This window comes from Azospirillum brasilense, from assembly GCF_005222205.1.
GTDB lineage: Bacteria > Pseudomonadota > Alphaproteobacteria > Azospirillales > Azospirillaceae > Azospirillum > Azospirillum brasilense_G.
The window spans coordinates 1,642,684-1,665,748 of record NZ_CP032345.1; the positions used below are offsets into that span (position 1 = coordinate 1,642,684).

Consider the following 23,065-nt stretch of genomic DNA (forward strand, 5'->3'; position numbering starts at 1 on the left):
CGGCTGTCCAGTCAGACGATGAGGAACCCACCCATGCGCGCCGCGATGCGTCCCCTGCCGCTCCTTGCCCTTGTTGCCACCCTGGGCGCCGCGTTCCCGGCGCTGGCCGAGGCGCCGAAGGTCGTCGCCTCGATCAAGCCGGTCCATTCCCTGGTCGCCGCGGTGATGGAGGGGGTGGCGGAGCCGGCGCTGATCGTGCGCGGTGCGGCGTCCCCCCACACCTACGCCATGAAGCCGTCGGACGCGAAGGCGCTGGCGACCGCCGACCTCGTCTTCTGGATCGGGCCGGAGCTGGAGGGCTTCCTCGACAAGCCGGTGACGGCGAACGCCAAGAAGGCCACGTCCGTCACACTGCTGGAGGCGCCGGGCGTCTCCCTGCTCGACGCCCGCGAAGGCGGCGCCTGGGAGGCCCACGACCACGGGCATGAACACAAGCACGATCACGATCATAAGCACGACGACAAGCACGCCCATGAGGACGATCACGGGCATGACGAGGTGAACACCCACATCTGGCTCTCCCCCGCCAACGCCCGCGCCATGGTCGCGGCCATCGCCGAGGCTCTGTCGGCCAAGGACCCGGCCAACGCCGCGGCCTACACCGCCAACGCCGAGCGCACCGCCCGTTCCATCGACGCGCTGGACGCCGAACTGAAGGCGGCGCTCGCCCCGGTGGCCGGCAAGCCCTTCGTCGTCTTCCACGACGCTTACCAGTATTTCGAGGCGCAGTACGGCCTGAACGGCGTCGGCGCCATCACGGTCAACCCGGAACGCCGCCCCTCGGCCAAGCGGCTGTCGGAGATCCGCGCCAAGATCGGCGGCCTCGGTGCCGCCTGCGTCTTCGCCGAGCCGCAGTTCGAACCGGCGCTGGTGAACACCATCGTCGAGGGCACCCCGGCGAAGAAGGGCGTGCTCGACCCCGAAGGGGCGGACCTGAAGGACGGTCCCGGCCTCTACCCCGCGCTGATGCGCAGCATCGCCGCGTCGCTGAAGAACTGCCTGGGGTCCTGATCCTTCTCGGCGCTTAAGCCTTGCCCCCGGCTGTGCTAGACCCGTGTCGGAATTCTCCCAGGGAGGCAGGCATGAAGATCGGGGTCGTCGGGTGCGCGGGGCGCATGGGGCAGATGCTGGTGCGCGAGATCGCCGCCACGCCGGGCTGCACGCTGGCCGGCGGCACGGAGCGGGTGGGCGGCCCGGCGCTCGGCAAGGACATCGGCGTTCTCGCCGGCCTCGAGCCGCTGGGCGTCGTCGCCATCGAGGACACGGCGGCGCTGTTCGCCGAGGCCGACGCGGTGATCGACTTCACCAGCCCCGACGCCAGCGTTCGCCACGCGGCGCTGGCCGCCCAGTCGGAAACGGTGCTGGTCATCGGCACGACCGGCATCGGCCCGGCCCAGCAGGAGGCCATCGCCCAGGCCGCCACCCACACCCCGATCGTCCAGTCGCCGAACATGTCGCTGGGCGTCAACCTGCTGCTGGCGCTGGTCGAGCAGGTCGGCCGCGCGCTGGGCGACGACTACGACATCGACATCCTGGAGATGCACCACCGCAACAAGGTGGACGCGCCCTCGGGCACCGCGCTCGGCCTCGGCCGGGCGGCGGCGGCGGGACGCGGGGTGGCGCTGGAGGATGTCTGGCAGAAGGTCCGCGACGGCCACACCGGTGTCCGCCCGCGCGGCGAGATCGGCTTCGCCACGCTGCGCGGCGGCGACGTGATCGGCGACCACACGGTGGTCTTCGCCGCCGAGGGCGAGCGGGTCGAGCTGACCCACAAGGCGTCGGGCCGCCAGATCTACGCCAAGGGCGCGGTCCGCGCGGCGCTGTGGGCCAACGACAAGCAGCCGGGCCTCTACAGCATGAAGGACGTGCTGGGCCTCTGACCGGCTAGGCCGCGCCTCAAGCGGCCGCCTCGTCCTCCGGCATCGCGTGCCCCTGCTCCCAGGCGAGCAGGGCGCGCTTGCGCGGGACGCCGTAACGGTAGTTGTGGATGATCCCCGACTTCTGGATCACCCGGTGGCAGGGGATCAGCACGCAGACCGGGTTGCGCCCCACCGCCGCCCCCACCGCCCGCATGGCGGTCGGCTGGCCGATGGCGCGGGCCACGTCCTCGTAGGACACGACGGCGCCGGAGGGGATGCGCAGCAGCGCCTCCCACACCTTGATCTGGAAATTGGTGCCCTTCATCAGCAGGCGCAGCGGCTCGCTCCCTGCGGAACCGTCCCAGCGGAAGGCGCGGGCGGCGACCGGGCGGGTGGCGTCGGCGTCCTCGACCAGACGGGCGGCCGGCCAAGCGGCGGCCATCTCGGCCAGCGCGTCGCGCCCGTCCTCCTCTTCGGCGAAGCTCAGCCAGCAGACGCCGCGCTCGGTGGCGGCGACCAGCGACGGGCCGAAGGGGGTGGGGTGCAGGCCCCAGCGGATGGTCAGCCCGCCGCCCAGCGCCTTGTACTCGCCCGGCGTCATCGCCTCGCAGGCGACGAACAGGTCGTGCAGCCGCGACGGGCCGGACAGGCCGACGTCCAGCGCCACGTCCAGCACGCTCTGGTTCGCGGCGAGCAGCCGCTTGGCGTTGTCCAGCGTCAGGAACTGCAGAAAGCGCTTCGGGCTGATTCCCGCCCATTGGGTGAACAGCCGCTGGAAATGGAAGGGGCTCATGCCGGCGACCGCGGCCAGCTCGTCCAGTCCCGGCTGGTCTTGCCAGTGGTCCACGAGATGGCGGATGGCGGCGGCGATGGCGCGGTGGCGCCGCGCGTCAATAGGGTCTTCGGCGGGATTCAGGCACGGCATGGCGTTCTCTCCCAGGCTCCATGACCGGCGCAGGATGCGCCGCCGGAGCGGGCCGACCAACCCGTTTCTTGCGCAATCCCACAGGCGCTCAGGGCACCGGTTCGGGATGGCAGGGAGCGCGGCGCCACCGCGCCAGCGCGCCGCGCAGCGCCATGGCGAAGTCCGCCCGCTCGTCCGGCGTCAGGAAGGCGCCGACGGTCACCGACTGCCCGTGCGAGGAGAGGGTCACCCGGCCGCCGTGGCGGGGCGGGCCGTCCAGGGTGACGCGCAGCCAGTTGGGCTGAAGGCTCCAGCGCCGCTCCGGCTTGTTCCGGGCGACGCGCTGGACGGTCAGGTCGGTGTCGGTCAGGCGCACCCGCTCGTACAGTTGGGCGGCGCGGTTGTTGACGCGGAAGGCGAGCCAGAGGATCAACACGTCCAGCCCGCAGAAGGGCACCACCGGCCACGCCCCGTTGGCCGCGAAAATCCCGGCAATCAGCAGGTTGACGAGGATCACCACCCCCATCAGAACGCGGAATCCGTACCGCCCGAGGCTGCGGTGCGGGTGGAGGATCGCGTCGAAGAAGACGCGGGGAGCCGGGGGCAGATTATGACTGGCCATGGTCATGCACACAAACTGGTGTGGCTTGGGCGCGGGTTCCAGCCGTCCTGTTTGCATGGACGGCCAGGGTCCCGCTATGCTGCGCGCCATGAAGCCCGCCGCCGTCCAGGAATTCTTCCGCCGCCTCAGCGCCGCCAACCCGGAGCCGAAGAGCGAGCTGGAATACATCAACCCCTACACGCTCCTGGTCGCCGTCGTGCTGTCGGCCCAGGCCACTGATGTCGGTGTGAACAAGGCCACCGGCCCTCTGTTCCAGATCGTCACCACGCCGCAGCAGATGGTGGAACTGGGGGAGGAACGGCTGCGCGGCTACATCAAGACCATCGGCCTGTTCAACACCAAGGCCAAGAACGTCATCAAGCTGTCGGAAATCCTGGTCGCCCAGTATGGCGGCGAGGTGCCGCGCGACCGCGAGGCCCTGGAAACCCTGCCCGGCGTCGGGCGCAAGACCGCCAACGTGGTGCTGAACGTCGCCTTCGGCGAGGAGACCATCGCGGTGGACACCCACATCTTCCGCGTCGGCAACCGCACCGGCCTCGCCCCCGGCAAGACGCCGGATGCGGTGGAGGCAAAGCTGCTGAAGGTGGTTCCCAAGGCCTACCGCCGGCACGCCCACCACTGGCTGATCCTGCACGGCCGCTACGTCTGCAAGGCGCGCAAGCCCGACTGCCTCGTCTGCCCGGTCAGCGACCTGTGCGGCTTCAAGGACAAGGTCCTGCCGGCCGCCGTGGTGTGAGCGGCAAAGTGTGATGTTTCCCGTGAAACGGCAGCGATGACGGCAAAATGAAAAAGCCCGGCGAGGGGTCGATCCCCGCCGGGCTTGATCGTGAAACCGCGTTTAACGGCGTTTAGCCATCGACCACGATGGGGTCCAGCGCGGCCGGGGCCGGGGCCGCTTCCGCCGGAGCGGCGGAGGCCGCGGCGGGCTTGGCCGCCGGGGTGTATTTGCCGATCTCGCCGTTCAGCAGGGCGCCGGCCTCGACCGCCAGCTCGCCGTACTTGATCGAGCCGTTGATCTTGCCGGTGGAGCGCACGGTCAGGCGGCCGCGCACGATGATGTCGCCCTCGAAGCGGCCGCCGATGTCGGCCTCGTCGATCTCCACGGCGCCCTTGAACAGGCCGGTCTCGGCGATCTCGATGGACCGGCCGTCTCGCAGCTTGGCCTCCACCGTGCCCTCCACGACCAGCACGTCGCAGGAGCCGATCTCACCGTTCAGCGAGATGTCGCGGCCGACGATCAGGCGGCGCTGGTCACTGGCCAGCGGAGCGGCGGGCGCCGGGGCCGGGGCGACCGGGGCGGGGGTTGCGGCGGGCGCCGAAGCCGGGGCGCCATACCCCTCGGTGCGGCGCGGCGCGGCACCCGGCAGGTCGACGGTGCGGCGCGGAATGTCCGTCGGCTTGTAGCTCGAACCGGGGATCGGGGCGCCAGCCGGCGGCTTCGGGGTGCTCGTGTTCATCTCGGGTCCCTTGGAGGAAAACGGCTCGGGGTGCGGCGTGCGGGCGACCGGGGCGGCCGGCGGATTCGCCGCGGACGGGTTGCTCAGGGAGGCGAGCGGCGACACCGCCGCCGCGGGTTCGGCGGCGCCCGCCTGCGGTGCGGCCGGGGTGGCCGGGTCGGCGCTTTGGGTCTTCGGCGCACCGACGGGCGGATTCTTTCGTCCGAACAGCATGAACGTTGATCCCCAGGTCAGTCAGGTCGTGAAGGTTGGCAGGTCGTGGACGTCGGGTCATCGGAGGCGGTGACGCATGACCGAGCCCGCTCGACAGCAGCCAAAAGACCACCCCGCCGGGGTAACACGGTCATCCGGCCGGCCGCAAGTGGGCTTTGGTGCACGGTCCGGGCCGCGCCGCGCCGCGGTCCGTCACGCCCCTTCCCGACGGGAAAGGCCCGTCATGGACCCCGTCATGGAATGGTAGATGTGGACCATGAAGGCGCTCGCGATCACCGGCACCAGCAGGTTGACGAAAGGAATTGTCGAAAGAAAGGCAATTACCGCGCCAGCCAAAAATGGTTTCAACGGGCTGGAGCGCCGCAGAAACCCCGCCTCCTTCCGTCCCATTCGCCGGATCGCCACCATCTCGAAATATTCGCGGCCGAGAAGATAGCCGTTGGCGGTGTAGAAGATCAGCAGGTTCAACCCGGGCACCATCAGATACAGGGGCAGGGCGAACAGATTGACCAGCAGGACGATGGCGAAAAAGCGCAGCGCGGTCAGCAGTTCTTCGCCAAGGCCGGTCTGGCGGGGCGGCGGCAACTGGGGATAGTGGCGCCGCTCCACCGCCTGCACCACCTCGTCCAGGAAGAAGCTGGACACCATGCCGACCGTGGCGGGAAACAGCACCCAGGCGAGCAGCAGGACGGCCAGCCCGCCCAGCACGTCCAGCACCCCGTCCACCCAGGCGTAGCCGGTCAGCGCCGTGTGGAACAGCGCCCACCACACGGCCCCGGCCAACAGGGCGAAGGCGGCGATGGTGGACAGCACGCCGATCCACACGACACGGCGGGACGCCGGGTCGGAAAGCTGTCCGATGGCGAGAAGCAGGGCGCGGATCATACGGATTCTTTCTATGGGGCCGTTGCGGCCGGGCGACGCTTATCTACGACGGCGGGCCGTTCCATTCCAGGGGGCCTTGCGCCGCGCTTGAGAAGTGAAGGCGGGCCGCTATACTCGCGCCCGGTTTTGTTCAGCGGTCCAGACACCGCATTTCCCCAGCCTTTCCAAGGAGCGCCCATGGCCACGGCCGAATTCGACGTCACCGGCATCGGCAACGCCATCGTCGACGTGATCGCCCATGCCGACGACGCCTTCCTCACGGCCAACGGCATCGAGAAGGGCGCGATGACGCTGATCGACGCCGCCCGCGCCGAGGAGCTGTACGGCCGCATGGGTCCGGGCATCGAGGTGTCGGGCGGTTCCGCCGGCAACACCATGGCCGGCATCGCCTCGCTGGGCGGCCGGGGGGCCTACATCGGCAAGGTCCACGGCGACCAGCTCGGCCAGGTCTTCCGCCACGACATCCGCGCCGCCGGTGTGCATTTCGAGACGGCGGCCGGCCATGGCGGCGCCCCGACGGCGCGCTGCCTGATCCTGGTGACGCCGGACGCCCAGCGCTCCATGAACACCTTCCTCGGCGCCTGCGTGGAGCTGGGGCCGGAGGACATTGACGAGGCGCTGATCGCCAACTCGCAGGTCACCTACCTGGAAGGCTATCTGTGGGACCCGCCCCGCGCCAAGGAGGCCTTCCGCAAGGCCGCCTCCACCGCCCACGGCGCCGGGCGCAAGGTGTCGCTCTCGCTGTCCGACAGCTTCTGCGTCCACCGCCATCACGCGGAGTTCCTGGATCTCGTCGAGGGCCATGTCGACATCCTGTTCGCCAACGAGCATGAGATCACCGCCCTCTACAAGACCGACCGCTTCGAGGATGCGCTGGAGGCGGTGAAGCGTCTCGGCAAGACCGCCGCCCTGACGCGCAGCGAGAAGGGCGCCGTCATCGTCTCCGGCGGCGAGGTGGTCGAGGTTCCCGCATCCCCGGTCGCCCGCGTGGTCGACACCACGGGGGCCGGCGACCTCTACGCCGCCGGCTTTCTCTACGGCTTCACCCGCGGCATGGCCCCGGCGGTGTGCGGCCGCATCGGCGCGCTGGCCGCGGCGGAGATCATCAGCCACGTCGGCGCCCGTCCGGACGTCGTGCTGGCCGATCTGCTTAAAGACGCGGGCGTTCCGGCCTAATTGCCGGAACAGCGCCTGTACGGTATAAGCTGGCGGACCTTCCCGTCCGCCGGCTCCGCCCCCATGCAAGTCTATCTGCCGATCGCCGAGATGTCGGTCAACGCCCTGCTCGTGCTCGGCATGGGGGGGCTCGTCGGCTTCCTGTCCGGCATGTTCGGGGTGGGCGGCGGTTTTTTGATGACGCCGCTGCTGATCTTCATCGGCGTTCCGCCCGCCATCGCGGTGGGCACCCAGGCCAACCAGCTCGTCGCCGCCAGCGTGTCGGGCGTGCTCGCCCACTGGCGGCGCGGCAACGTGGATGTCAAGCTCGGCGTGGTCATGCTGCTGGGCGGCATGGTCGGCACGGTGGTCGGCGTCTGGATCTTCTCCATTTTGCAGCGGATCGGCCAGATCGACGCGGCGATCACGCTGTCCTACGTCTTCTTCCTCGGCACCATCGGCACGATGATGATGGTGGAGGCCAGCCGCGCGCTGATCCGCCGCCGCGCCCCCACCGCCAAGCGGGGCAAGCTGCACCGCCACATGTGGCTCCACGGCCTGCCGCTGAAGATGCGCTTCCAGCGCTCCAAGCTCTACATCTCCGCCCTGCTGCCGGCCGGGATCGGGGCGGTCGGCGGGATGCTGGTGGCGATCATGGGCATCGGCGGCGGCTTCATGCTGGTGCCGGCGATGATCTATCTGCTGAACATGCCCACCGGGCTGGTGGCCGGCACCTCGCTGTTCCAGATCATCTTCACCACGGCCATGGCGACGCTGCTCCAGGCGGCGACCAACCAGACGGTGGACGTGATGCTGGCGCTGCTGCTGCTGATCGGCGGGGTGGTCGGCGCGCAGTTCGGCACCAAGGCCGGCGGCCGTCTGCGCGGCGAACAGGCGCGCCTTCTGCTGGCCTCGCTGGTCGTCGCGGTGGCGCTGAAACTTGCCTTCGATCTGGTGGTCGAACCGAACGACGTCTTCACCATCTCGACGAGGATGTCGTGAGCGCTGTCCGCAGGGGCGCCGGGCGGCTGTGGTCCGTCCGGATCGCCGGCGGGCTGGTGGGGCTTCTGGCGGGGGTGTTCCTCGCTGCTACGGTGTGGGCGCAGCAGCTCGTCGCCGACCTGTCGAGCCACCTGATCGCCATCACCACCGGCTTCACTGGGACGGAGGTCGTGCTGTTCGGCACCACCGACGGGGCGGGCGACGTCGCCATCGTGGTGACCGGCCCGCGCACCCCGGTCACGGTGCGCCGCAAGGAGCGCATCGCCGGCATCTGGATCAACGCGCGCAGCGTGCGGTTCGAGCAGGTGCCGGGCTACTACATGGTCGCGACGAACCGCCCGCTGGACCAGTTCGTCGGCCGCCCGGTGCTGGAGCGCCATCAGATCGGCCTGCCGAACCTTCAGCTCGGCCCGCGCGAGCAGTTGGCCCCGGACCAGCTCGCCCTGTTCCGCTCCGCCCTGATCCGCAACAAGCAGCGCGCCGGGCTCTACGGCATCACGCTGGGGCAGGTGTCCTTCCTGGGCGAGCGGCTGTTCCGGACCAACATCTATTTTCCGGCCAACGTGCCGACGGGGCTGTACAATGTGGAGGCGCTGCTGATCCGCGACGGCGAGGTGGTCAGCGCCCAGACCACGCCGCTGGTGGTGTCCAAGGTCGGCTTCAGCGCGGAAATCTACGACTTTGCGCGCAACCAGCCGATGATTTACGGTGTTGCCGCGGTGATTGGCGCCATCGCCGCCGGCTGGCTGGCCGGCGCCATCTTCCGGAGGGTGTGACCGATGTCCGATCCGATTGCGACCGATCCGGCGGTGAACGATCCGGCTGCGACCGAACCGGATTCCACGGCCAAGCCGCCGGTCCGCATCTTCCTGGTCGTGGTGGACGAGAGCCCGGAGCTTCAGCTCGCCCTGCGCTACGCCTGCCTGCGCGCCCGCAAGTCGGGGGGCAAGGTGGCGCTGCTCTACGTCATCGAGCCGGGCGAGGTGCAGCAGTGGCTGGCCCTGGAAAACCTGATGCGCGAGGAGCAGCGCGCGGAGGCGGAGCAGAAGCTCCAGAAGCTGGCGCGCGACGTCAACCGCCTGACCGGCACCCTGCCGGCCCTGTACGTGCGCGAGGGCAACCGCCGTGACGAGGTGCTGGCCCTGATCGACGAGGAGCCGAGCATCTCCATCCTCGTGCTGGCCGCCGGCATCGAACCGGAGGGGCCGGGGCCGCTGATCTCCTACTTCACCAACCGCGGCCTCGCCAAGATGCGCATTCCGCTGACCATCGTTCCGGGCGGCATCGGCATCGACGCGCTGGACGCCATCACGTAAGGCATCAACGCCCGTAAAGCGCGGTGAGGCTGCGCTGGTCGATGTCGGACCGGTCGTCGGTCAGCACCGGGTGCCCGGCCAGTTCCGCGGGGGCCAGCGTCTCCAGGATGCGCGAGGCGGCGTACGCCGCACCCGGCGGAGCGGCGCGCAGGCGTACACTCAGATCCTCAAGCGTACGCGCCTCCTTCGTGGCGATCAGCAGGTAATTCCCGCGTCCGGCGTCGGCGACGTACACCGACGGGAAGACCGCGCCCTGCGTCGCCGCCAGCGGCCCGACCAGGGCGTCGCGGTCCATGGGGGAGGCGACGTTCATGACCAGCACACCGCCCGGCGCCACCCGCCGCTCCACCGCCGCGAAGAACTCCCGGGTCGCCGTGAAGAAGGGGATCAGCGCGGTCGAATAGAGATCGACGATCACCACGTCGTGCTGCTCCGGCGACCGCTCGACGTGGCGGCGGGCGTCCTCCACGGCGACGCGCACCTCGGGCCGCAGGCCGAACCTCTCGCGCGCCACCTCGACCACCGCGGGGTCCAGCTCCACCCCCAGGATGTCGGCGCCGGGCCAGCTGTCGAGGATCTCCTTGGCGGCGGCCCCGCCGGCCAGCCCCAGCACCAGGACGCGCGAGCCGTTCCCCAGGGCCGGGACGGCGGCGAACAGGTCGTAATAGAGGCCGGTCGGCCCGCCGTCCTTGCGCAACCGCGACTGGGTGGCCCAAGCCACGTTCAGGTGCAGGCGGATCTGCTCGGCGTCCTCCTGCACCATGATCGTGTTGTGCGGCGTCTCGCGGTAGAGGGCGAAGCCCTGCCCCTCGCCATGGCCGGCCGCCCAGGCCAGGGGAACCGCCAGGGCTGCGGCGGCAGCCACCCGTTTTCCACCCGGAACGAACAGGCAGGCGAGCGTCGGCAGGACCGCCGCCAAGGCGTAGCCCGCCGACACCCCGACCTGCGGGATCGCGTAGAAGGAGGCGAAGAAGGTGCCGCCGATGCTGCCCAGCGTGCCGACCGCGTAGATCCGCCCCGCCGCCGCCGCACCCGTCAGGCTGCTCAGCCCCGCGCAGATCGGCGACACCATGGCCAGCGCGAAGGAGGGCAGCCCGAGGATCAACGCCGCCCCGACGACCGACCCCTCCACCGCGTTGAAGCGGCCCGCGGCGTCGGCCAGCATCGGCTTGCCCAGCCACGGCGTCAGCGCCGCCGCGGCGACCCCCGCCAGCAGGGCGGCGCGCAGCGCCGGCACCGCTTTCGGCCCGTCTCCGAGCTGCCCGCCGGTCCAGTAGCCGGCGGCCATGAAGGTCATCACGACGCCGATGACGGCGCCCCACTGGTAGACCGAATAGCCGAAATGCGGCGCCATCAGCCGCCCGCCGAGGATTTCCATCATCATCAGCGACCAGCCCGCCGAGAAGGCGGCGGCGGCCAGCGCGAAGGAACGGAGGGACGGGCGGGCGGGGGAGGGATCGGGTCCGCTCAAGGCCGGCGACCGGGGGTTCGTTGCAGCGCCCTATTCATCGGTCCCTTCATCGGTCGCTGTCTTCTCCTTCAGCCCATAGACCTCGATCGGATCGTTCAGCCCCTTCACCGGGTGCCAGCCGACCGAGACGAGGCGGCTGGCGCAGGCCTCGGCCACCTCAGCGGAGGTCAGGACATTGCGGTCCAGGCGGCTGCACAGCCCCTCGATCCGGCTGACCAGATTGACCGCCGGGCCGATGACGGTGAAGTCCAGCCGGTTGGCGGAACCGATGTTGCCGTACATGACCTCGCCCATGTGCAGAGCGATGCCGCAACGCAGCGTCGGCTGGCCCCAGGCGGCGCGCTCGGCGTTGCGGGCGGCCATGTCGGTCAGGGCCTCCTGCGCGGCGTCCAGCGCCTTGGTGCAGGCGGCGGCCCCGGTCGGGTCGCTCTCCTCCAGCGGGAAGATGGCCAGCATGGCGTCGCCGATGAACTTCATGATCTCGCCGCCGCGGCTTTCCACGGCGCCGCCCATGATCTCGAAATAGCCGTTCAGCAGGGCGATCAGCTCCTCGCGCGGCAGCCGGTCGGCCAGCGAGGTGAAACCGCGCAGGTCGCAGTACCACAGCACGGCGCGGACGTTGGCGCCGGTGCCGCGGCGGATGTCGCCGGACAGGATGCGCGCGCCGGTGCGGTGGCCGACATAGGTGTCCAGCACCGTCGTCGCCAGCCGCCGCAGCGCCAGCGTCTCCAGCACCGCGCCCAGCGCCGGCAGCACCGCGTCGACCAGCGCCAGATCGGCGGTGGAGAAGCCGCCGGGCCGGTCGGTGGTGAAGCTCAGCACGTTGCGCCGTCCTCCGGCGAACAGCACGGTCATGGCGACATAGTCCGTCGCCCCCTGCGCTTTCAGCTCGGCGAAGACCGGGTATGGGTAGGGCGGCTCCATCTGCTCCAGACGGTAGCGCAGGCCGTCGGCGCCGTCCTCGATCAGGGTGGCGAAGGGGCTGGTCAGATATTCGTCACTGGTCTCGGTGCCGTGGGCGCGGGTGGCGATCTCCACCTGCTCGGCGTTGCGGCGCCAGAAGAAGGCGATGGTGCGGATCTGCGGGTGCAGCAGGGGCAGGGCGCAGACGGCGCGCAGCAGCGGGACGCCGGACGCCATCAGGCGCCGGCAGAAGCGGTCCATCATCGGCTCGAAGCCGGGGGCGTGCCGGCCTTCCAGCAGCAGCCATTCGACGACCTCCCGCGCGGCGTCGTCGATGGAAGGGGCCGCAGGGATCGCCGGTGTGGCGGACGGTGCGGCGGCCGCGGGCGGTGCCATGCTCACGGATCGATAACCATAAAGATGCGATGCTTGATCTGTCGGTGGATTCTGCCCAAGTTTCGCCTACGCCGCCAGTGTTGTTCGGCGCCGATGGAGGATATCACCATGTTCATTCAGACCGAGCAGACGCCCAACCCGGCGACTCTCAAGTTCCTGCCGGGGCGTGACGTGCTCGGACGCGGCACCGCGGACTTCCCGTCCCGCGATGTCGCCGCCGCTTCGCCGCTGGCCCAGCGGCTGTTCGAGATCGACGGGGTCCAGGGCGTGTTCCTGGGCGCCGACTTCGTGACCATCACCAAGGCCGGCGACAAGGAGTGGTTCCTGCTGAAGCCGTCGATCCTCGGCGTCATCATGGAGCATTTCACCGCCAACCGCCCTGTGCTTCTGGAGGAAACGGCCGGCGACGGCCACGCCGCCAGCGCGGACGACGACGAGATCGTCACCCAGATCAAGGAGCTGCTGGACACCCGCGTGCGTCCCGCGGTGGCCCAGGACGGCGGCGACATCACCTTCTACGGCTTCGAGGAGGGTGTGGTGTATCTGGAGATGAAGGGGGCCTGCTCGGGCTGCCCCAGCTCCACCGCCACGCTGAAGGCCGGCATCGAGAACATGCTGCGCCACTACATCCCCGAGGTGGTCGAGGTCCGCGCCGTCCGCTGACGGCAACCGCCGGCGGGCGCAGTCCGAACAGGCGGACCGCGCCCGCCGGCTTGTTCCAGCGCCTATTCCGGAACCACGAACTGCATGCCGAGCCAGCGCCAGCGCCCATCGGGGGCGGGCAGGGTGCAGTTGACGCGCGTGCGGCCCGGCGGGAAGGGGTCGCGGATGCGCACCTCCACCCGGTCCTCCGTCACGCGCTCCAGCGCCGTCCGGCCCTGCCCGGCGGCGAAGCAGGCCAGCCGCCCGATGTCGCCGACCTCGTCCGACACGGTGAAGCCGATCGACGGCGGATTGGCGGTCAGCAGCGGGTCGTCGGGCGTCAGGTCGGTCACCGGCAGCGGCAGCGCGTTGGCGGCCAGCCGGAAGCGGTCGACGCTGCCGAAGCTCTCGTTCATCACGAAGCGGGGCAGGGTCGCCCGGTCGGCCTGCGGGTGCAGGACGCCCGATTGCTGGCCGAAAGCGGCGGCGAAGCCCTGCTCCGTCACGATGGTCCGCACCGCCGCCGACACCTCCCCCTGCGGGTAGGCGAACAGGGTGGGGCGCTGGCCGGTCTCCGCCTGCAGCCGGTCGGCCATGCGGCGCAGCTCCGCCCTCACCTCCTCGGCGGGGCGGGACACCAGCGACTGGGTGGAGGCGCCGAGCCCGCCGAGCGTGACCCCGGCGGCGGCGAGCTGCCGCACCTCCGCCCAGGTCACGTGGGTGGGCGACCCGCGGTCGATGGCGTCGGTCGCCACGAACAGGGTGAAGGGCAGCCCCGCCGCCTTCAGCCGCGGCCACGCCTCGCGGAAGGCGGAGCGGCTGGCCTCGTCGATGGTGATGGCCACCGTCCGGTCGGGCAGCGGCGCGCCGCTGCGCAGCGCCTCCAGGATGCGGGGCAGGGGCAGGACCTGATAGTCGCCGTCCTGAAGCTCGTCGAGATGGGCTTCGAACTGGTCGATGCGGATGCTGATGGACGGGGTCTGGTCCTCGCCGAACCGGTCGTAGGCGAAGACCACGGCGGTGTTCGCCGTGCCATCCGCCGCAACGCCGGGCGCCGCAACGCCGGGACTTCCCGCCAGGGCCTGGAAAGCCCAGGCGGCGGCCACGGCGAAGAGGGTGGCGGCACGGCGGAACGGCATGGTGGCCTGTCGTGGGTCCGGAACGGTCGGGCGGCCGGACGGTGGTCCAGGCGGCGCCAAGGCTGGTGTGGCACAGGCACGCCGCCGGGAACAAGTCCGCAACGCCCCCGGTGCGCTTCCGGCGTTTTCGTGATGCAGCCTTGCAACAACCCCTGTGACATCCGGCCGCGGAGCCCGAGCCCCGGGGTCGGGCCGACGGGGATCAGCCCATCATCAGGCCGCCCCCATCATGAGGCCGCCCCCCATCATGAGGCCACCGAGCGCGGCGTCGGTCAGCAGAGGGTAGCGCTGCTCGTCCGGCAGTTGGTAGTGCCACCACTCGAAGCTGTAATGCCGCCAGCCCGCCGCCGTCATGACGCCGAGAAGGGCGGCGCGGTTGCGCTGCTGCTCGACGGTCAGGTCGGTGCGGCCATGGTGGGACTGCTCGGTCATGTCGTCGAAGCCGGTGCCCATGTCCAGCGGGCGCCCGTTGCCGTCGGACAGCGTCAGGTCCACGGCGATGCCGCGGGAATGGGTGGAGCCGCCCGACGGGTCGGCGATGTAGGACGGATCGGGCAGCGCCCGCCACAAGGCCCATTGCGCCTCGACCGGGCGGAAGGCATCGTACAGCCGCAACCGGCAGCCGATGCCGCGGGCCAGCCGGATGGCCGCGCGCAGCGCCGCCGCCGCGTCGGGGTGCAGCAGGCAATGCGGGTGCCGGTAGATGGGCACCCCGGTCAGGTTGTCCGGCGTGGCGTACAGCAGGTCGATGTCGACGTCGAAGTCCGGTGGTGCGATGGGTGTGAGCATGATCCATGCCGTCAGGGAAGGTCGGGGCTGTCTATCACGCTCTTGACCCAGGCTTGAAGTGGGGCTTTGAAGATGGCGGATCCGACGACGCGTGTGAGGCGATGAGAGTTCTGGGACTGGACACGGCGACCTCCGGCTGTTCGGCCGCGCTGTGGGACGACGGCACCGTCACCGTGCGGCGGCGCGAGCCGATGGCCCGCGGGCAGGCGGAGGCGCTGGTGCCGCTGGCGCAGGCCGCGCTGGCGGAGGCCGGCTGCGCCTTCGACGCGCTCGACCGCATCGCCGTGACCGTCGGGCCGGGCGCCTTCACCGGTCTGCGCATCGCGCTGGCGGCGGCGCGCGGCTTCGCCGTTGCCGCCGGGCTGCCGGTGGTCGGGATCACCAGCTTCGACGCGATCGCCCACGGCCTGCCGGAGGCGGAGCGGGATGGCCGGACCATTCTGGTCGCCGTGGACTCCCGCCGCACGGAGCCGTTCCTGCAACTCTTCCACCCGGACCTGACGCCGTTCGGCGAACCGGCGATGCTGGAGCCCGCCGCGGTGCCGGCCTGGCTGGACGGGCTGCTCGCCGGTGAAGCCGGTGCCGCGCCGTTGCTGATCGCCGGGGACGGGGCGGCGGCGCTGCGCCCGCTTCTGGAGGGGCGTGCCGACACCGCGTTCGCCGCCGGACCGGGCACGCCAGACGCCGCCGTGGTCGCCGCCCTGGGCGCCCGGCGGGAGGTCGGTCTGCCGGCCCAGCCCTTCTACCTGCGTCCGCCCGACGTGTCCCTCCCGCGGAAGACGGCATGACGGCGACGGCGCCCGATACCTCCAGCCCCCGGGCGTGTCATCCGGTCCGACTTCAGACCGCCGGCCTCGCCGACGCCGCGGTGATCGCGGCCTTGCAGCAGGGCTGCTTTCCCGACGACCCCTGGGGCAGCGAGGCGGTGGCCAGCCTGATCGGCCAGCCCGGCTTCTTTTCCGTGCTGGCCCTGCGGGAGGATGCCCAGGGCGACGATCCGGTCGGCTTCCTGCTCGCGCGGGTCGCCGCGGAGGATGGCGAGATCATCGCCATCGGCGTTCGGGACGACGCGCGGGGGCAGGGCACCGGGCGGCGGCTGGTCGCGGCGGCTCTGGACGGTGCGCGGGCGCTGGGCGCCACCGCGCTGTTCCTCGAAGTCGCCGAAGACAATGGTATGGCGCAATCCCTGTATAAATCTTGTGGCTTCTTTGCCGTGGGCCGTCGTCCCGGCTATTACCGCAGGGCGGACGGAAGGGTTGCCGCCCTGGTGTTGCGGTATTCGTACACCGACGAATAAACCTTAACCTTTCTGAATCCACAGGCGGTGCACCCCGTCCGGCTCATCCGGATTTTCGGGCGTCACGGCGAGAATGGAGTGACCCAGTTCGGCTAAGGATCGGGGTACATTCTCCAAGGGTTCGCCAGCGTTCAGCCGGACTTCAAGCGTCTGCCCGGCCGCCATGCGCTCCACCGACAACTTGGTCTTGACGAAGGTTAACGGACACACCTCGCTGGTGATGTCCAAAAACAAATCCGGAGAATTTTTTTCGTACACTGCTTCCTCTTTAAGAGCAAAGGATGGATATTGCGCGCGGCCACAAACCTCTTTATATGGAGAGGAACGCCAAGCTGCGGAGCAAGCTTACATGAGCAATGGTAACCCTTCCAACGCGCTGTTGTCTCTGACCACGGAGATCGTGGCGGCGCATGTCTCGAACAATACAGTCGCTCTCGGCGATCTTCCGACGCTGATTGAGCAGGTGTACAAGTCACTCGCGAATGTCGGGACCGAGCCGGTTGCGACTGAGGAGCGTCCGCAGCCGGCGGTGCCCATCAAGAAGTCCGTCACTCCCGACTACATTGTGTGCCTGGAGGATGGCAAGAAGCTGAAGATGCTGAAGCGCCATCTGAAGACGGCCTACGACATGTCGCCGGAGGAATACCGCGACCGCTGGGGCCTGCCGGCCGACTATCCGATGGTCGCCCCGAACTACGCCCGCCAGCGCAGCTCGCTGGCCAAGCAGATCGGTCTCGGCACCCGCGCCCGCCGCGGCGCGGCCTGAGGTCCTGGTCCAACGGGCTTGTGCGTTGGTGTCCGGCGGACCGCCGTTCGGTCCGGTCCGCCCCGGAACCCCTCCGCCCGGATGTGATCGTTTCTTCCTTCCCGCGTGATCATTTCCGTCCCGTCTTGCCGCCGTCCCCGTCCGCCGGGGCCGGACCTTGTGGCTTGCCCGGAATCCGGGCTCGCCGGGGACGGGTTCGTCACGTCGCGGTTGACCGGCAACCGGCCATTCGTGTTATCCCTGTTCCGTGCCCGACCGGGCTCCGGAAGGAGAACCGGCGGTTGCCGCGACCCGAACAACGCCAGCGAAGCGTCGAGTATGGCTGATACAGGCACGGACCAGGGCAGCTCTTCGGATCTGCGCATGGGCTCCCTCGAAGTCCGGCTGGCCGAAAGCGCCGCCGAGATCGACTGGGCCCAGGCGTTGCGCTACCGCGTCTTCTACGAGGAGATGTCGGCTGTGCCGTCGCCGGACATGGCCGCGCGCCATCGCGACTTCGACGATTTCGACACCATTTGCGACCATCTGCTGGTCATCGACCACGCCCGCGGCGACGGCCCGGAGTCCGTGGTCGGCACCTACCGTCTGATCCGCCGGCCGGCGGCGGCCAAGGCCGGGCGCTTCTACTCCAGCGACGAATACGACATCGGGCGGCTGGTCAGCTATCCGGGGGAGATCCTGGAGCTGGGGCGGTCCTGCGTCGACGCCGCCTACCGCACGCGCGGCAGCAGCATGCAGCTGCTGTGGCGCGGCATCGCGGCCTACGTCTTCCACCACGACATCGCGGTGATGTTCGGCTGCGCCAGCCTGCCGGGCACCGACCCGGTGGCGATGGCCGAGCCGCTCGCCTATCTGCATCATTTCCATCTGGCCCCGGAGGAGCTGCGCCCGGTGGCGCTGCCGGAACGCTACGTCGGCATGGATCTGATGCCCCGCGACCGGATCGACCCGAAGCGCGCGCTGACCGTCCTGCCGCCGCTGATCAAGGGCTATCTGCGGCTGGGCGGCTTCATCGGCGACGGCGCGGTGATCGATCACCAGTTCAACACCACCGATGTGTCGATCGTGGTGAAGACCGACCTGATCACCAACAAATACTCCAAGCATTACGAGCGGCGCAGCCGCGACGCCCAGATCGCGTGATCCGCGATCGCATCAGGAGACGGGTGGCATGACGGCGGCGGATGCAACCGGTGCGCGCGCCCTGGGATCGCCGGTGCGCGGTGGCCTGCGTCTGGCCGCCTACCTGCTGTGGACGCTCCTGCTGATCCCGCTGCAGGCGCTGGCCGTCGCGCTGCGCTCGCCGCTGCGCTTCCGGATACCGCAGCTTTACCATCGGGTCTGCGCCGCCATCCTGGGCATCGGCGTCGTGGTGCGCGGCGAGCGGGCCACGGACGGGCCGGTGCTGTTCGTCTCCAACCATTCCTCCTACCTCGACATCACGGTGCTGGGGTCGGTCATTCCGGGCTCCTTCGTGGCGAAGAGCGAGGTCGCCGGCTGGCCCTTCTTCGGGGCGCTGGCGAAGCTCCAGCAGACCGTCTTCGTGGAGCGCAAGGCCCGCTCCGGGGTGGAGAAGCAGCGCGACGAGCTGGGCGCCCGGCTGGACGCCGGCGACAACCTGATCCTGTTCCCCGAGGGCACCTCCAGCGACGGCAACCGCACGCTCCCCTTCAAGACGGCGCTGTTCGCGGTGGCCGCCCGGCGCATCGGGGACCGGCCGCTGACCGTGCAGCCGGTCAGCATCGCGCCGACGCGGCTGGACGGCATCCCGATGGGGATCGCCTTCCGTCCTTGTTACGCGTGGTACGGCGACATGGATCTCGCCCCCCACCTGTGGACCGTCTTCACGCTGGGCCGCATGACGGTGGAGGTGGAGTTCCATCCCCCGGTGACCATCGACGGCTTCTCCAGCCGCAAGGCCCTGGCCGACCATTGCCAGCGCGCCGTGGCGCGCGGCGTTGAGCGCGCGGTGTCCGGGAAGCCGCTGCCCGCCGCAACCGCGTGATGGAAACTTTCCATGTCGCGAAAAGGGCCGCGAAAGGGGCTGCGGAAGGGACCGTGAAACGAATGGTCGCCTTGCGGGCACGATTGACTCGTTTTCCTGCACTCGTGCTACCATATCGGCAGGGTGCGAGGCCGCGATGCGGCGGGTCGCGCGCCGGATTGCGCCGCTCGGCCGGTGCCGTCCTGGCGCGCGTTTTTGCATTGGTCGAGATCGCGGCTGGCCAAGACACAATTGGCCGAATTCGCGTTTGGTCCGGATCGTTCAGCGCTGTGGAAGGGATCGTTGAGTAAGAAGCTCTTCATCAAGACCTGGGGTTGCCAGATGAATGTCTACGACTCCGCCCGCATGGCGGATGTCCTGGCACCCCTGGGCTACCGGCCGGTGGACGAGCCGGACGGCGCCGACATGGTGATCCTCAACACCTGCCACATCCGCGAAAAGGCCTCCGAGAAGGTGTTCTCGGAACTGGGCCGCCTGCGCCAGCTCAAGGACGTCAAGGCCGAGGTCGGCGACGGCCGGATGATCGTCGCGGTGGCCGGCTGCGTCGCCCAAGCCGAGGGCGAGGAGATCGTCGCCCGTGCCCCCTTCGTGGACATGGTGTTCGGGCCGCAGACCTATCACACCCTGCCGGAAATGGTGGCCAAGGCCAGCCGCAAGGCGGGCAGCGTCCTGAACACCGACTTCCCCGTGGAGTCCAAGTTCGACTTCCTGCCGGACGAGAGCGCCAGCCAGGGCGTCTCCGCCTTCCTGGCGGTGCAGGAGGGTTGCGACAAGTTCTGCACCTTCTGCGTGGTGCCCTACACCCGCGGCGCCGAGTTCTCGCGCCCCGGCGCCCAGATCCTGGCGGAGGCCCGGCGCCTCGTCGCCGGCGGCACGCGCGAGATCAACCTGCTCGGCCAGAACGTCAACGCCTGGCACGGGGAGGGGCCGGACGGCACCACCTGGGGCCTTGGGCGGCTGGTCCGCGAACTGGCGGACATCGACGGGCTGGAGCGCATCCGCTACACCACCTCGCACCCGCGCGACATGGAGGACGACCTCATCCGCGCCCACGCCGAGGTGCCGCAGCTCATGCCCTACCTGCATCTTCCGGTGCAGGCCGGGTCGGACCGCGTGCTGGCGGCGATGAACCGCAAGCACACGGCGGACGACTACCGCCGCATCGTCGAGCGGCTGCGCGCCGCCAAGCCGGATCTGGCGCTGTCGGGCGACTTTATTGTCGGCTTCCCCGGCGAGAGCGACGCCGATTTCGCGGCGACGCTGCGCCTCGTCACCGACATCGGCTACGCCCAGGCCTATTCGTTCAAGTACAGCGCGCGCCCCGGCACCCCGGCGGCGCTGGAGCACGGCCAGCTTCCGGAGGACGTCAAGGACGCCCGTCTCGCCGCGCTCCAGCAGTTGCTGAACGCGCAGCAGCAGGCCTTCAATGAGAGCTTCGTCGGGCGCACCGTGCCGGTCCTGTTCGACCGCGTCGGCAAGCGCGCCGGCCAGCTCCTGGGCAAGAGCCCCTATCTGCAGTCGGTGCACGCCGACGCCAACGAGCGGCTTCTCGGCCGCATCGTCGAGGTCCGCGTCGACGCCGCCCATCCGAACAGCCTTGCCGGCAGCGTGGCGACCGGTGAATACCGCAGCTCCGCCACCGGCACGCAACCCGTGGAGGCGACCGTTTGAACGGCTTGCCCGATCAGCGCCCCGACCCGCGCTCCGATCAACGCCCCGATCAACGCATTGATCTGAACTTCGACGACAACCGGCTGCTGCCGATGCTGTACGGGGAGCATGACCGCCACCTCGCCCGCATCGAGAACCAGCTCGGCGTCTCCCTGATTTCCCGCGGCAACACGCTGACCATCGCCGGTCCGGCGGAATCGTCGGAAGCGGCCCGCTCGGCCATCGACGCCCTCTACGAGCGCCTCAAGCGCGGCATGACCGTCGGCACCGGCGAGGTGGACGCCGCCGTCCGCATGGCGACCGGCGTCGGCGGCGCCGTGCGCGACCAGAATCTGGCGACGCTCAGCCGGGGCGAGGTCGCGGTGCGCACGCGCCGCAAGGGCGCCATCACCCCGCGTTCCCCCATGCAGGCGGCCTATCTGCAGGCGCTGGCGGAAAGCGAGATGGTCTTCGGGCTCGGCCCGGCCGGCACCGGCAAGACCTACCTCGCCGTCGCGCAGGCGGTGGCGCTGCTGACCACGGGCCAGGTGGACCGCATCATCCTGTCGCGCCCCGCCGTCGAGGCGGGGGAACGTCTGGGCTTCCTGCCCGGCGACCTCAAGGAGAAGGTGGATCCCTATCTGCGCCCGCTCTACGACGCGCTGCACGACATGCTGCCGGCGGAGCAGGTGAAGAAGCGGCTGGAGTCCGGCGAGATCGAGATCGCGCCCCTCGCCTTCATGCGCGGCCGCACGCTCGCCAACGCCTTCGTCATCCTGGACGAGGCGCAGAACACCACGCCGATGCAGATGAAGATGTTCCTCACCCGCCTGGGCGAGGGGGGCCGCATGGCGGTCACCGGCGACATCTCCCAGACCGACCTGCCGGCCGGCGCCAAGTCCGGCCTGCGCGAGGCGCTGGACATCCTGGAGGGGGTGGAGGGCATCCGCTTCGTCCAGTTCACCGCCGCCGACGTGGTGCGCCACCCGCTGGTCGCCCGCATCATCCGTGCCTATGACCGTGCCGAGGGCGCCCGCGCCGAGAACGATCGCGCTGGGGAGGACCGTGCCCGGAGCGCCCGCGCCGACGGCCGGCGCAAACCCGCCCCGGACGGGGAGGGAACACCGTGATGGCCGTCGACGTCGTCGTTTCACGTGAAGCGGGCGAGTGGGCGGACAACGCCGAATGGCTGTGCGAACGCGCGGCGCTCGCCGCGCTCGCCGTCACCTACGACGAGGATGAGGGGCCGGCGGAGCTGTCCGTCGTGCTGGCCGACGACGCGCTGGTGCACCGCCTGAACCGCGAATACCGCGGCAAGGACAAGCCGACCAACGTGCTGTCCTTCGCCCTGACCGAAGCGGAGGAGCCCGAACTGGGCGAGGACGCGCCGGTCATGCTGGGCGACGTCATCCTGGCCTGGGAGACCGTCGCCCGTGAAGCCGCCGAGCAGGGTAAAACCCCTTCGGACCATATGACCCACCTTGTGGTGCATGGCGTTCTTCATTTGCTCGGGTATGATCACGAGACGGATGACGAGGCCGAGGAGATGGAGCAGCTCGAAACCGACGTGCTCGCGACCCTCGGCATCGCCGATCCGTACGCCGCCACGCGCTCTCCGCCCGGAGAGCCGAACCTGGACGAACAACCACCGGACCGATGAGCGAGATTTCCGACAGTCGAACGCCCCGTGAAGACGGGGCCGAAGATCAACAATCCTTGGGCCACCTGTTTCGCGGGTGGATGAGGACCGTTTTGGGGGGGCGCGACGACGCCACCCTGCGCGCCACGATCGAAGGCCTGATCGAGGATCAGGACAGCGGCGAGGGATCGCTGGGGGCGGGCGAGCGCGCTTTGCTCGCCAACATCCTGAAGCTGCGCGACCGCACCGTCGACGATGTGATGGTGCCCCGCGCGGACATCGTGGCCGTGGAGGTGGACACGCCGTTCCCCACCCTCGTCCAGCGCATGGCGGAGGAAGCGCATTCCCGCCTGCCGGTGTTCCGTGAAACGCTCGACGACGTCGTGGGCATGGTCCACATCAAGGACGTTCTGGTGGCGATGGCCAGCCGGACGCCGGTCGAGCTGAAGGACATCGTGCGCGATCTCAGCATCGTCGCTCCCAGCATGCCGGTGGTCGACCTTCTGGTGCAGATGCGCCAGAAGCGCCAGCACATGGCGCTGGTGGTCGACGAGTTCGGCGGCATCGACGGCCTCGTCACCATCGAGGATCTGGTCGAGGAGATCGTCGGCGAGATCGAGGACGAGCACGACGAGGAGGCGACTCCCCATTTCGTGGAACGCCCCGACGGCTCGATCCTCGCCGACGCCCGCGTCTCCATCGAGGATTTCGAGGACCGTGTCGGCGCCTTCCTGACCGAGGAGGAGCGCGAGGACATCGACACGCTCGGCGGTCTCGTCGTGTCGCTGGCCGGGCGGGTGCCGGGCAAGGGGGAGACGCTGATCCATCCCTCCGGCCTGGAGTTCGAAATCGTCGAGGCCGACCCCCGCCGCATCAAGCGGCTGCGCGTCCGCACCGCCCCCGCCGAGAATTCCGCCCTGGCCGAGGTCGGGTAAGGCCCTCCAGGGGCTTTTTC

At 69.8% G+C, this 23,065-nt stretch carries 26 protein-coding genes; 17 read left to right on the forward strand and 9 right to left on the reverse strand.

Going from position 1 to position 23,065, the window contains the following annotated elements; genetic code table 11:
- Positions 1-33: 33 nt before the first annotated feature.
- Together znuA and dapB are read left to right on the forward strand one after the other, a co-directional pair.
- Positions 34-1,011 carry a zinc ABC transporter substrate-binding protein ZnuA gene (znuA, locus tag D3869_RS07970; RefSeq protein ID WP_137139612.1) on the forward strand — a complete coding sequence of 326 codons (978 nt, stop codon included), beginning with the start codon at positions 34-36 and terminating at the stop codon, positions 1,009-1,011.
- A 71-nt stretch (positions 1,012-1,082) separates the two neighbouring features.
- A complete protein-coding gene (gene dapB / locus D3869_RS07975; protein WP_014238885.1) occupies positions 1,083-1,880 on the forward strand; it encodes a 4-hydroxy-tetrahydrodipicolinate reductase in 798 nt (265 codons plus the stop codon).
- 16 nt (positions 1,881-1,896) lie between these two features.
- On the opposite strand, the gene D3869_RS07980 is transcribed toward dapB, so the two are convergent.
- Together D3869_RS07980 and D3869_RS07985 are read right to left on the reverse strand one after the other, a co-directional pair.
- Positions 1,897-2,784 (reverse strand): methylated-DNA--[protein]-cysteine S-methyltransferase, encoded by an 888-nt coding sequence (locus D3869_RS07980; RefSeq protein ID WP_137139613.1) that lies wholly within the window; start codon positions 2,782-2,784, stop codon positions 1,897-1,899.
- 88 nt (positions 2,785-2,872) lie between these two features.
- A complete protein-coding gene (locus D3869_RS07985; protein WP_247895590.1) occupies positions 2,873-3,385 on the reverse strand; it encodes a DUF2244 domain-containing protein in 513 nt (170 codons plus the stop codon).
- Between the two features lie 76 nt (positions 3,386-3,461).
- Here D3869_RS07985 and nth point away from each other — a divergent pair, with 76 nt between their 5' ends.
- Positions 3,462-4,121, forward strand: a complete 660-nt coding sequence (nth, locus tag D3869_RS07990) for an endonuclease III (RefSeq protein ID WP_247895591.1) — start codon at positions 3,462-3,464, stop codon at positions 4,119-4,121.
- A 112-nt stretch (positions 4,122-4,233) separates the two neighbouring features.
- On the opposite strand, the gene D3869_RS07995 is transcribed toward nth, so the two are convergent.
- Together D3869_RS07995 and D3869_RS08000 are read right to left on the reverse strand one after the other, a co-directional pair.
- Positions 4,234-5,055 (reverse strand): bactofilin family protein, encoded by an 822-nt coding sequence (locus D3869_RS07995; RefSeq protein ID WP_137139615.1) that lies wholly within the window; start codon positions 5,053-5,055, stop codon positions 4,234-4,236.
- 192 nt (positions 5,056-5,247) lie between these two features.
- Positions 5,248-5,940 carry an EI24 domain-containing protein gene (locus D3869_RS08000; RefSeq protein ID WP_137139616.1) on the reverse strand — a complete coding sequence of 231 codons (693 nt, stop codon included), beginning with the start codon at positions 5,938-5,940 and terminating at the stop codon, positions 5,248-5,250.
- 177 nt (positions 5,941-6,117) lie between these two features.
- Between D3869_RS08000 and D3869_RS08005 the strand changes: the two genes are divergently transcribed.
- From D3869_RS08005 to D3869_RS08020, 4 genes are all read left to right on the forward strand, one after another.
- Entirely contained in the window at positions 6,118-7,116 is a 999-nt protein-coding gene (locus D3869_RS08005; protein WP_014238879.1) for an adenosine kinase, read from the forward strand.
- Positions 7,117-7,179: 63 nt separating this feature from the next.
- A complete protein-coding gene (locus D3869_RS08010) occupies positions 7,180-8,097 on the forward strand; it encodes a sulfite exporter TauE/SafE family protein (protein ID WP_014238878.1) in 918 nt (305 codons plus the stop codon).
- Positions 8,094-8,873: a TIGR02186 family protein gene (locus D3869_RS08015; protein WP_137139617.1), complete on the forward strand. Its 780-nt coding sequence runs from the start codon at positions 8,094-8,096 to the stop codon at positions 8,871-8,873. Before D3869_RS08010 ends, D3869_RS08015 begins: the two co-directional genes overlap by 4 nt.
- Before the next feature lie 3 nt (positions 8,874-8,876).
- Entirely contained in the window at positions 8,877-9,413 is a 537-nt protein-coding gene (locus D3869_RS08020) for a universal stress protein (protein WP_137139618.1), read from the forward strand.
- 4 nt (positions 9,414-9,417) lie between these two features.
- Here D3869_RS08020 and D3869_RS08025 read toward each other — a convergent pair whose 3' ends face one another.
- Both D3869_RS08025 and D3869_RS08030 read right to left on the reverse strand, forming a co-directional pair.
- Complete coding sequence (locus D3869_RS08025; protein WP_137139619.1) at positions 9,418-10,884, reverse strand: fused MFS/spermidine synthase; 1,467 nt, start codon at positions 10,882-10,884, stop codon at positions 9,418-9,420.
- A gap of 30 nt (positions 10,885-10,914) precedes the next feature.
- The gene (locus D3869_RS08030) at positions 10,915-12,183 is read right to left on the reverse strand and encodes an adenylate/guanylate cyclase domain-containing protein (protein WP_137139620.1); all 1,269 of its coding nucleotides are present in this window, start codon (positions 12,181-12,183) and stop codon (positions 10,915-10,917) included.
- A 108-nt stretch (positions 12,184-12,291) separates the two neighbouring features.
- Here D3869_RS08030 and D3869_RS08035 point away from each other — a divergent pair, with 108 nt between their 5' ends.
- Entirely contained in the window at positions 12,292-12,846 is a 555-nt protein-coding gene (locus D3869_RS08035; RefSeq protein ID WP_137139621.1) for a NifU family protein, read from the forward strand.
- Between the two features lie 62 nt (positions 12,847-12,908).
- Here D3869_RS08035 and D3869_RS08040 read toward each other — a convergent pair whose 3' ends face one another.
- Together D3869_RS08040 and ddpX are read right to left on the reverse strand one after the other, a co-directional pair.
- Positions 12,909-13,964, reverse strand: a complete 1,056-nt coding sequence (locus D3869_RS08040; protein ID WP_137139622.1) for a polysaccharide deacetylase family protein — start codon at positions 13,962-13,964, stop codon at positions 12,909-12,911.
- Between the two features lie 213 nt (positions 13,965-14,177).
- On the reverse strand, positions 14,178-14,753 hold the full coding sequence (gene ddpX / locus D3869_RS08045) for a D-alanyl-D-alanine dipeptidase (protein WP_137139623.1): 576 nt from the start codon (positions 14,751-14,753) through the stop codon (positions 14,178-14,180).
- A gap of 101 nt (positions 14,754-14,854) precedes the next feature.
- On the opposite strand from ddpX, the gene tsaB reads away from it, so the two are divergent.
- Together tsaB and D3869_RS08055 are read left to right on the forward strand one after the other, a co-directional pair.
- A complete protein-coding gene (gene tsaB / locus D3869_RS08050; protein ID WP_137139624.1) occupies positions 14,855-15,541 on the forward strand; it encodes a tRNA (adenosine(37)-N6)-threonylcarbamoyltransferase complex dimerization subunit type 1 TsaB in 687 nt (228 codons plus the stop codon).
- On the forward strand, positions 15,538-16,050 hold the full coding sequence (locus tag D3869_RS08055) for a GNAT family N-acetyltransferase (protein WP_137139625.1): 513 nt from the start codon (positions 15,538-15,540) through the stop codon (positions 16,048-16,050). The genes tsaB and D3869_RS08055 overlap by 4 nt, the downstream gene beginning before the upstream one ends.
- A gap of 3 nt (positions 16,051-16,053) precedes the next feature.
- Here D3869_RS08055 and D3869_RS08060 read toward each other — a convergent pair whose 3' ends face one another.
- Positions 16,054-16,308: a sulfurtransferase TusA family protein gene (locus tag D3869_RS08060; RefSeq protein ID WP_137139626.1), complete on the reverse strand. Its 255-nt coding sequence runs from the start codon at positions 16,306-16,308 to the stop codon at positions 16,054-16,056.
- Between the two features lie 91 nt (positions 16,309-16,399).
- Between D3869_RS08060 and D3869_RS08065 the strand changes: the two genes are divergently transcribed.
- The 7 genes from D3869_RS08065 (at position 16,400) to D3869_RS08095 (ending at position 23,045) form a co-directional block, all read left to right on the forward strand.
- Entirely contained in the window at positions 16,400-16,816 is a 417-nt protein-coding gene (locus D3869_RS08065) for a MucR family transcriptional regulator (RefSeq protein ID WP_014238866.1), read from the forward strand.
- 318 nt (positions 16,817-17,134) lie between these two features.
- A complete protein-coding gene (locus D3869_RS08070; protein WP_094301432.1) occupies positions 17,135-17,959 on the forward strand; it encodes a GNAT family N-acetyltransferase in 825 nt (274 codons plus the stop codon).
- Positions 17,960-17,987: 28 nt separating this feature from the next.
- Complete coding sequence (locus tag D3869_RS08075; RefSeq protein ID WP_137139627.1) at positions 17,988-18,821, forward strand: lysophospholipid acyltransferase family protein; 834 nt, start codon at positions 17,988-17,990, stop codon at positions 18,819-18,821.
- A gap of 282 nt (positions 18,822-19,103) precedes the next feature.
- Positions 19,104-20,492, forward strand: a complete 1,389-nt coding sequence (gene miaB, locus D3869_RS08080) for a tRNA (N6-isopentenyl adenosine(37)-C2)-methylthiotransferase MiaB (protein ID WP_137139628.1) — start codon at positions 19,104-19,106, stop codon at positions 20,490-20,492.
- 5 nt (positions 20,493-20,497) lie between these two features.
- Positions 20,498-21,601 (forward strand): PhoH family protein, encoded by a 1,104-nt coding sequence (locus D3869_RS08085; RefSeq protein ID WP_247895766.1) that lies wholly within the window; start codon positions 20,498-20,500, stop codon positions 21,599-21,601.
- Positions 21,601-22,131 carry an rRNA maturation RNase YbeY gene (gene ybeY, locus D3869_RS08090; RefSeq protein ID WP_137139629.1) on the forward strand — a complete coding sequence of 177 codons (531 nt, stop codon included), beginning with the start codon at positions 21,601-21,603 and terminating at the stop codon, positions 22,129-22,131. Before D3869_RS08085 ends, ybeY begins: the two co-directional genes overlap by 1 nt.
- Positions 22,128-23,045: a hemolysin family protein gene (locus D3869_RS08095; protein ID WP_175426419.1), complete on the forward strand. Its 918-nt coding sequence runs from the start codon at positions 22,128-22,130 to the stop codon at positions 23,043-23,045. Before ybeY ends, D3869_RS08095 begins: the two co-directional genes overlap by 4 nt.
- Positions 23,046-23,065 lie beyond the last annotated feature (20 nt).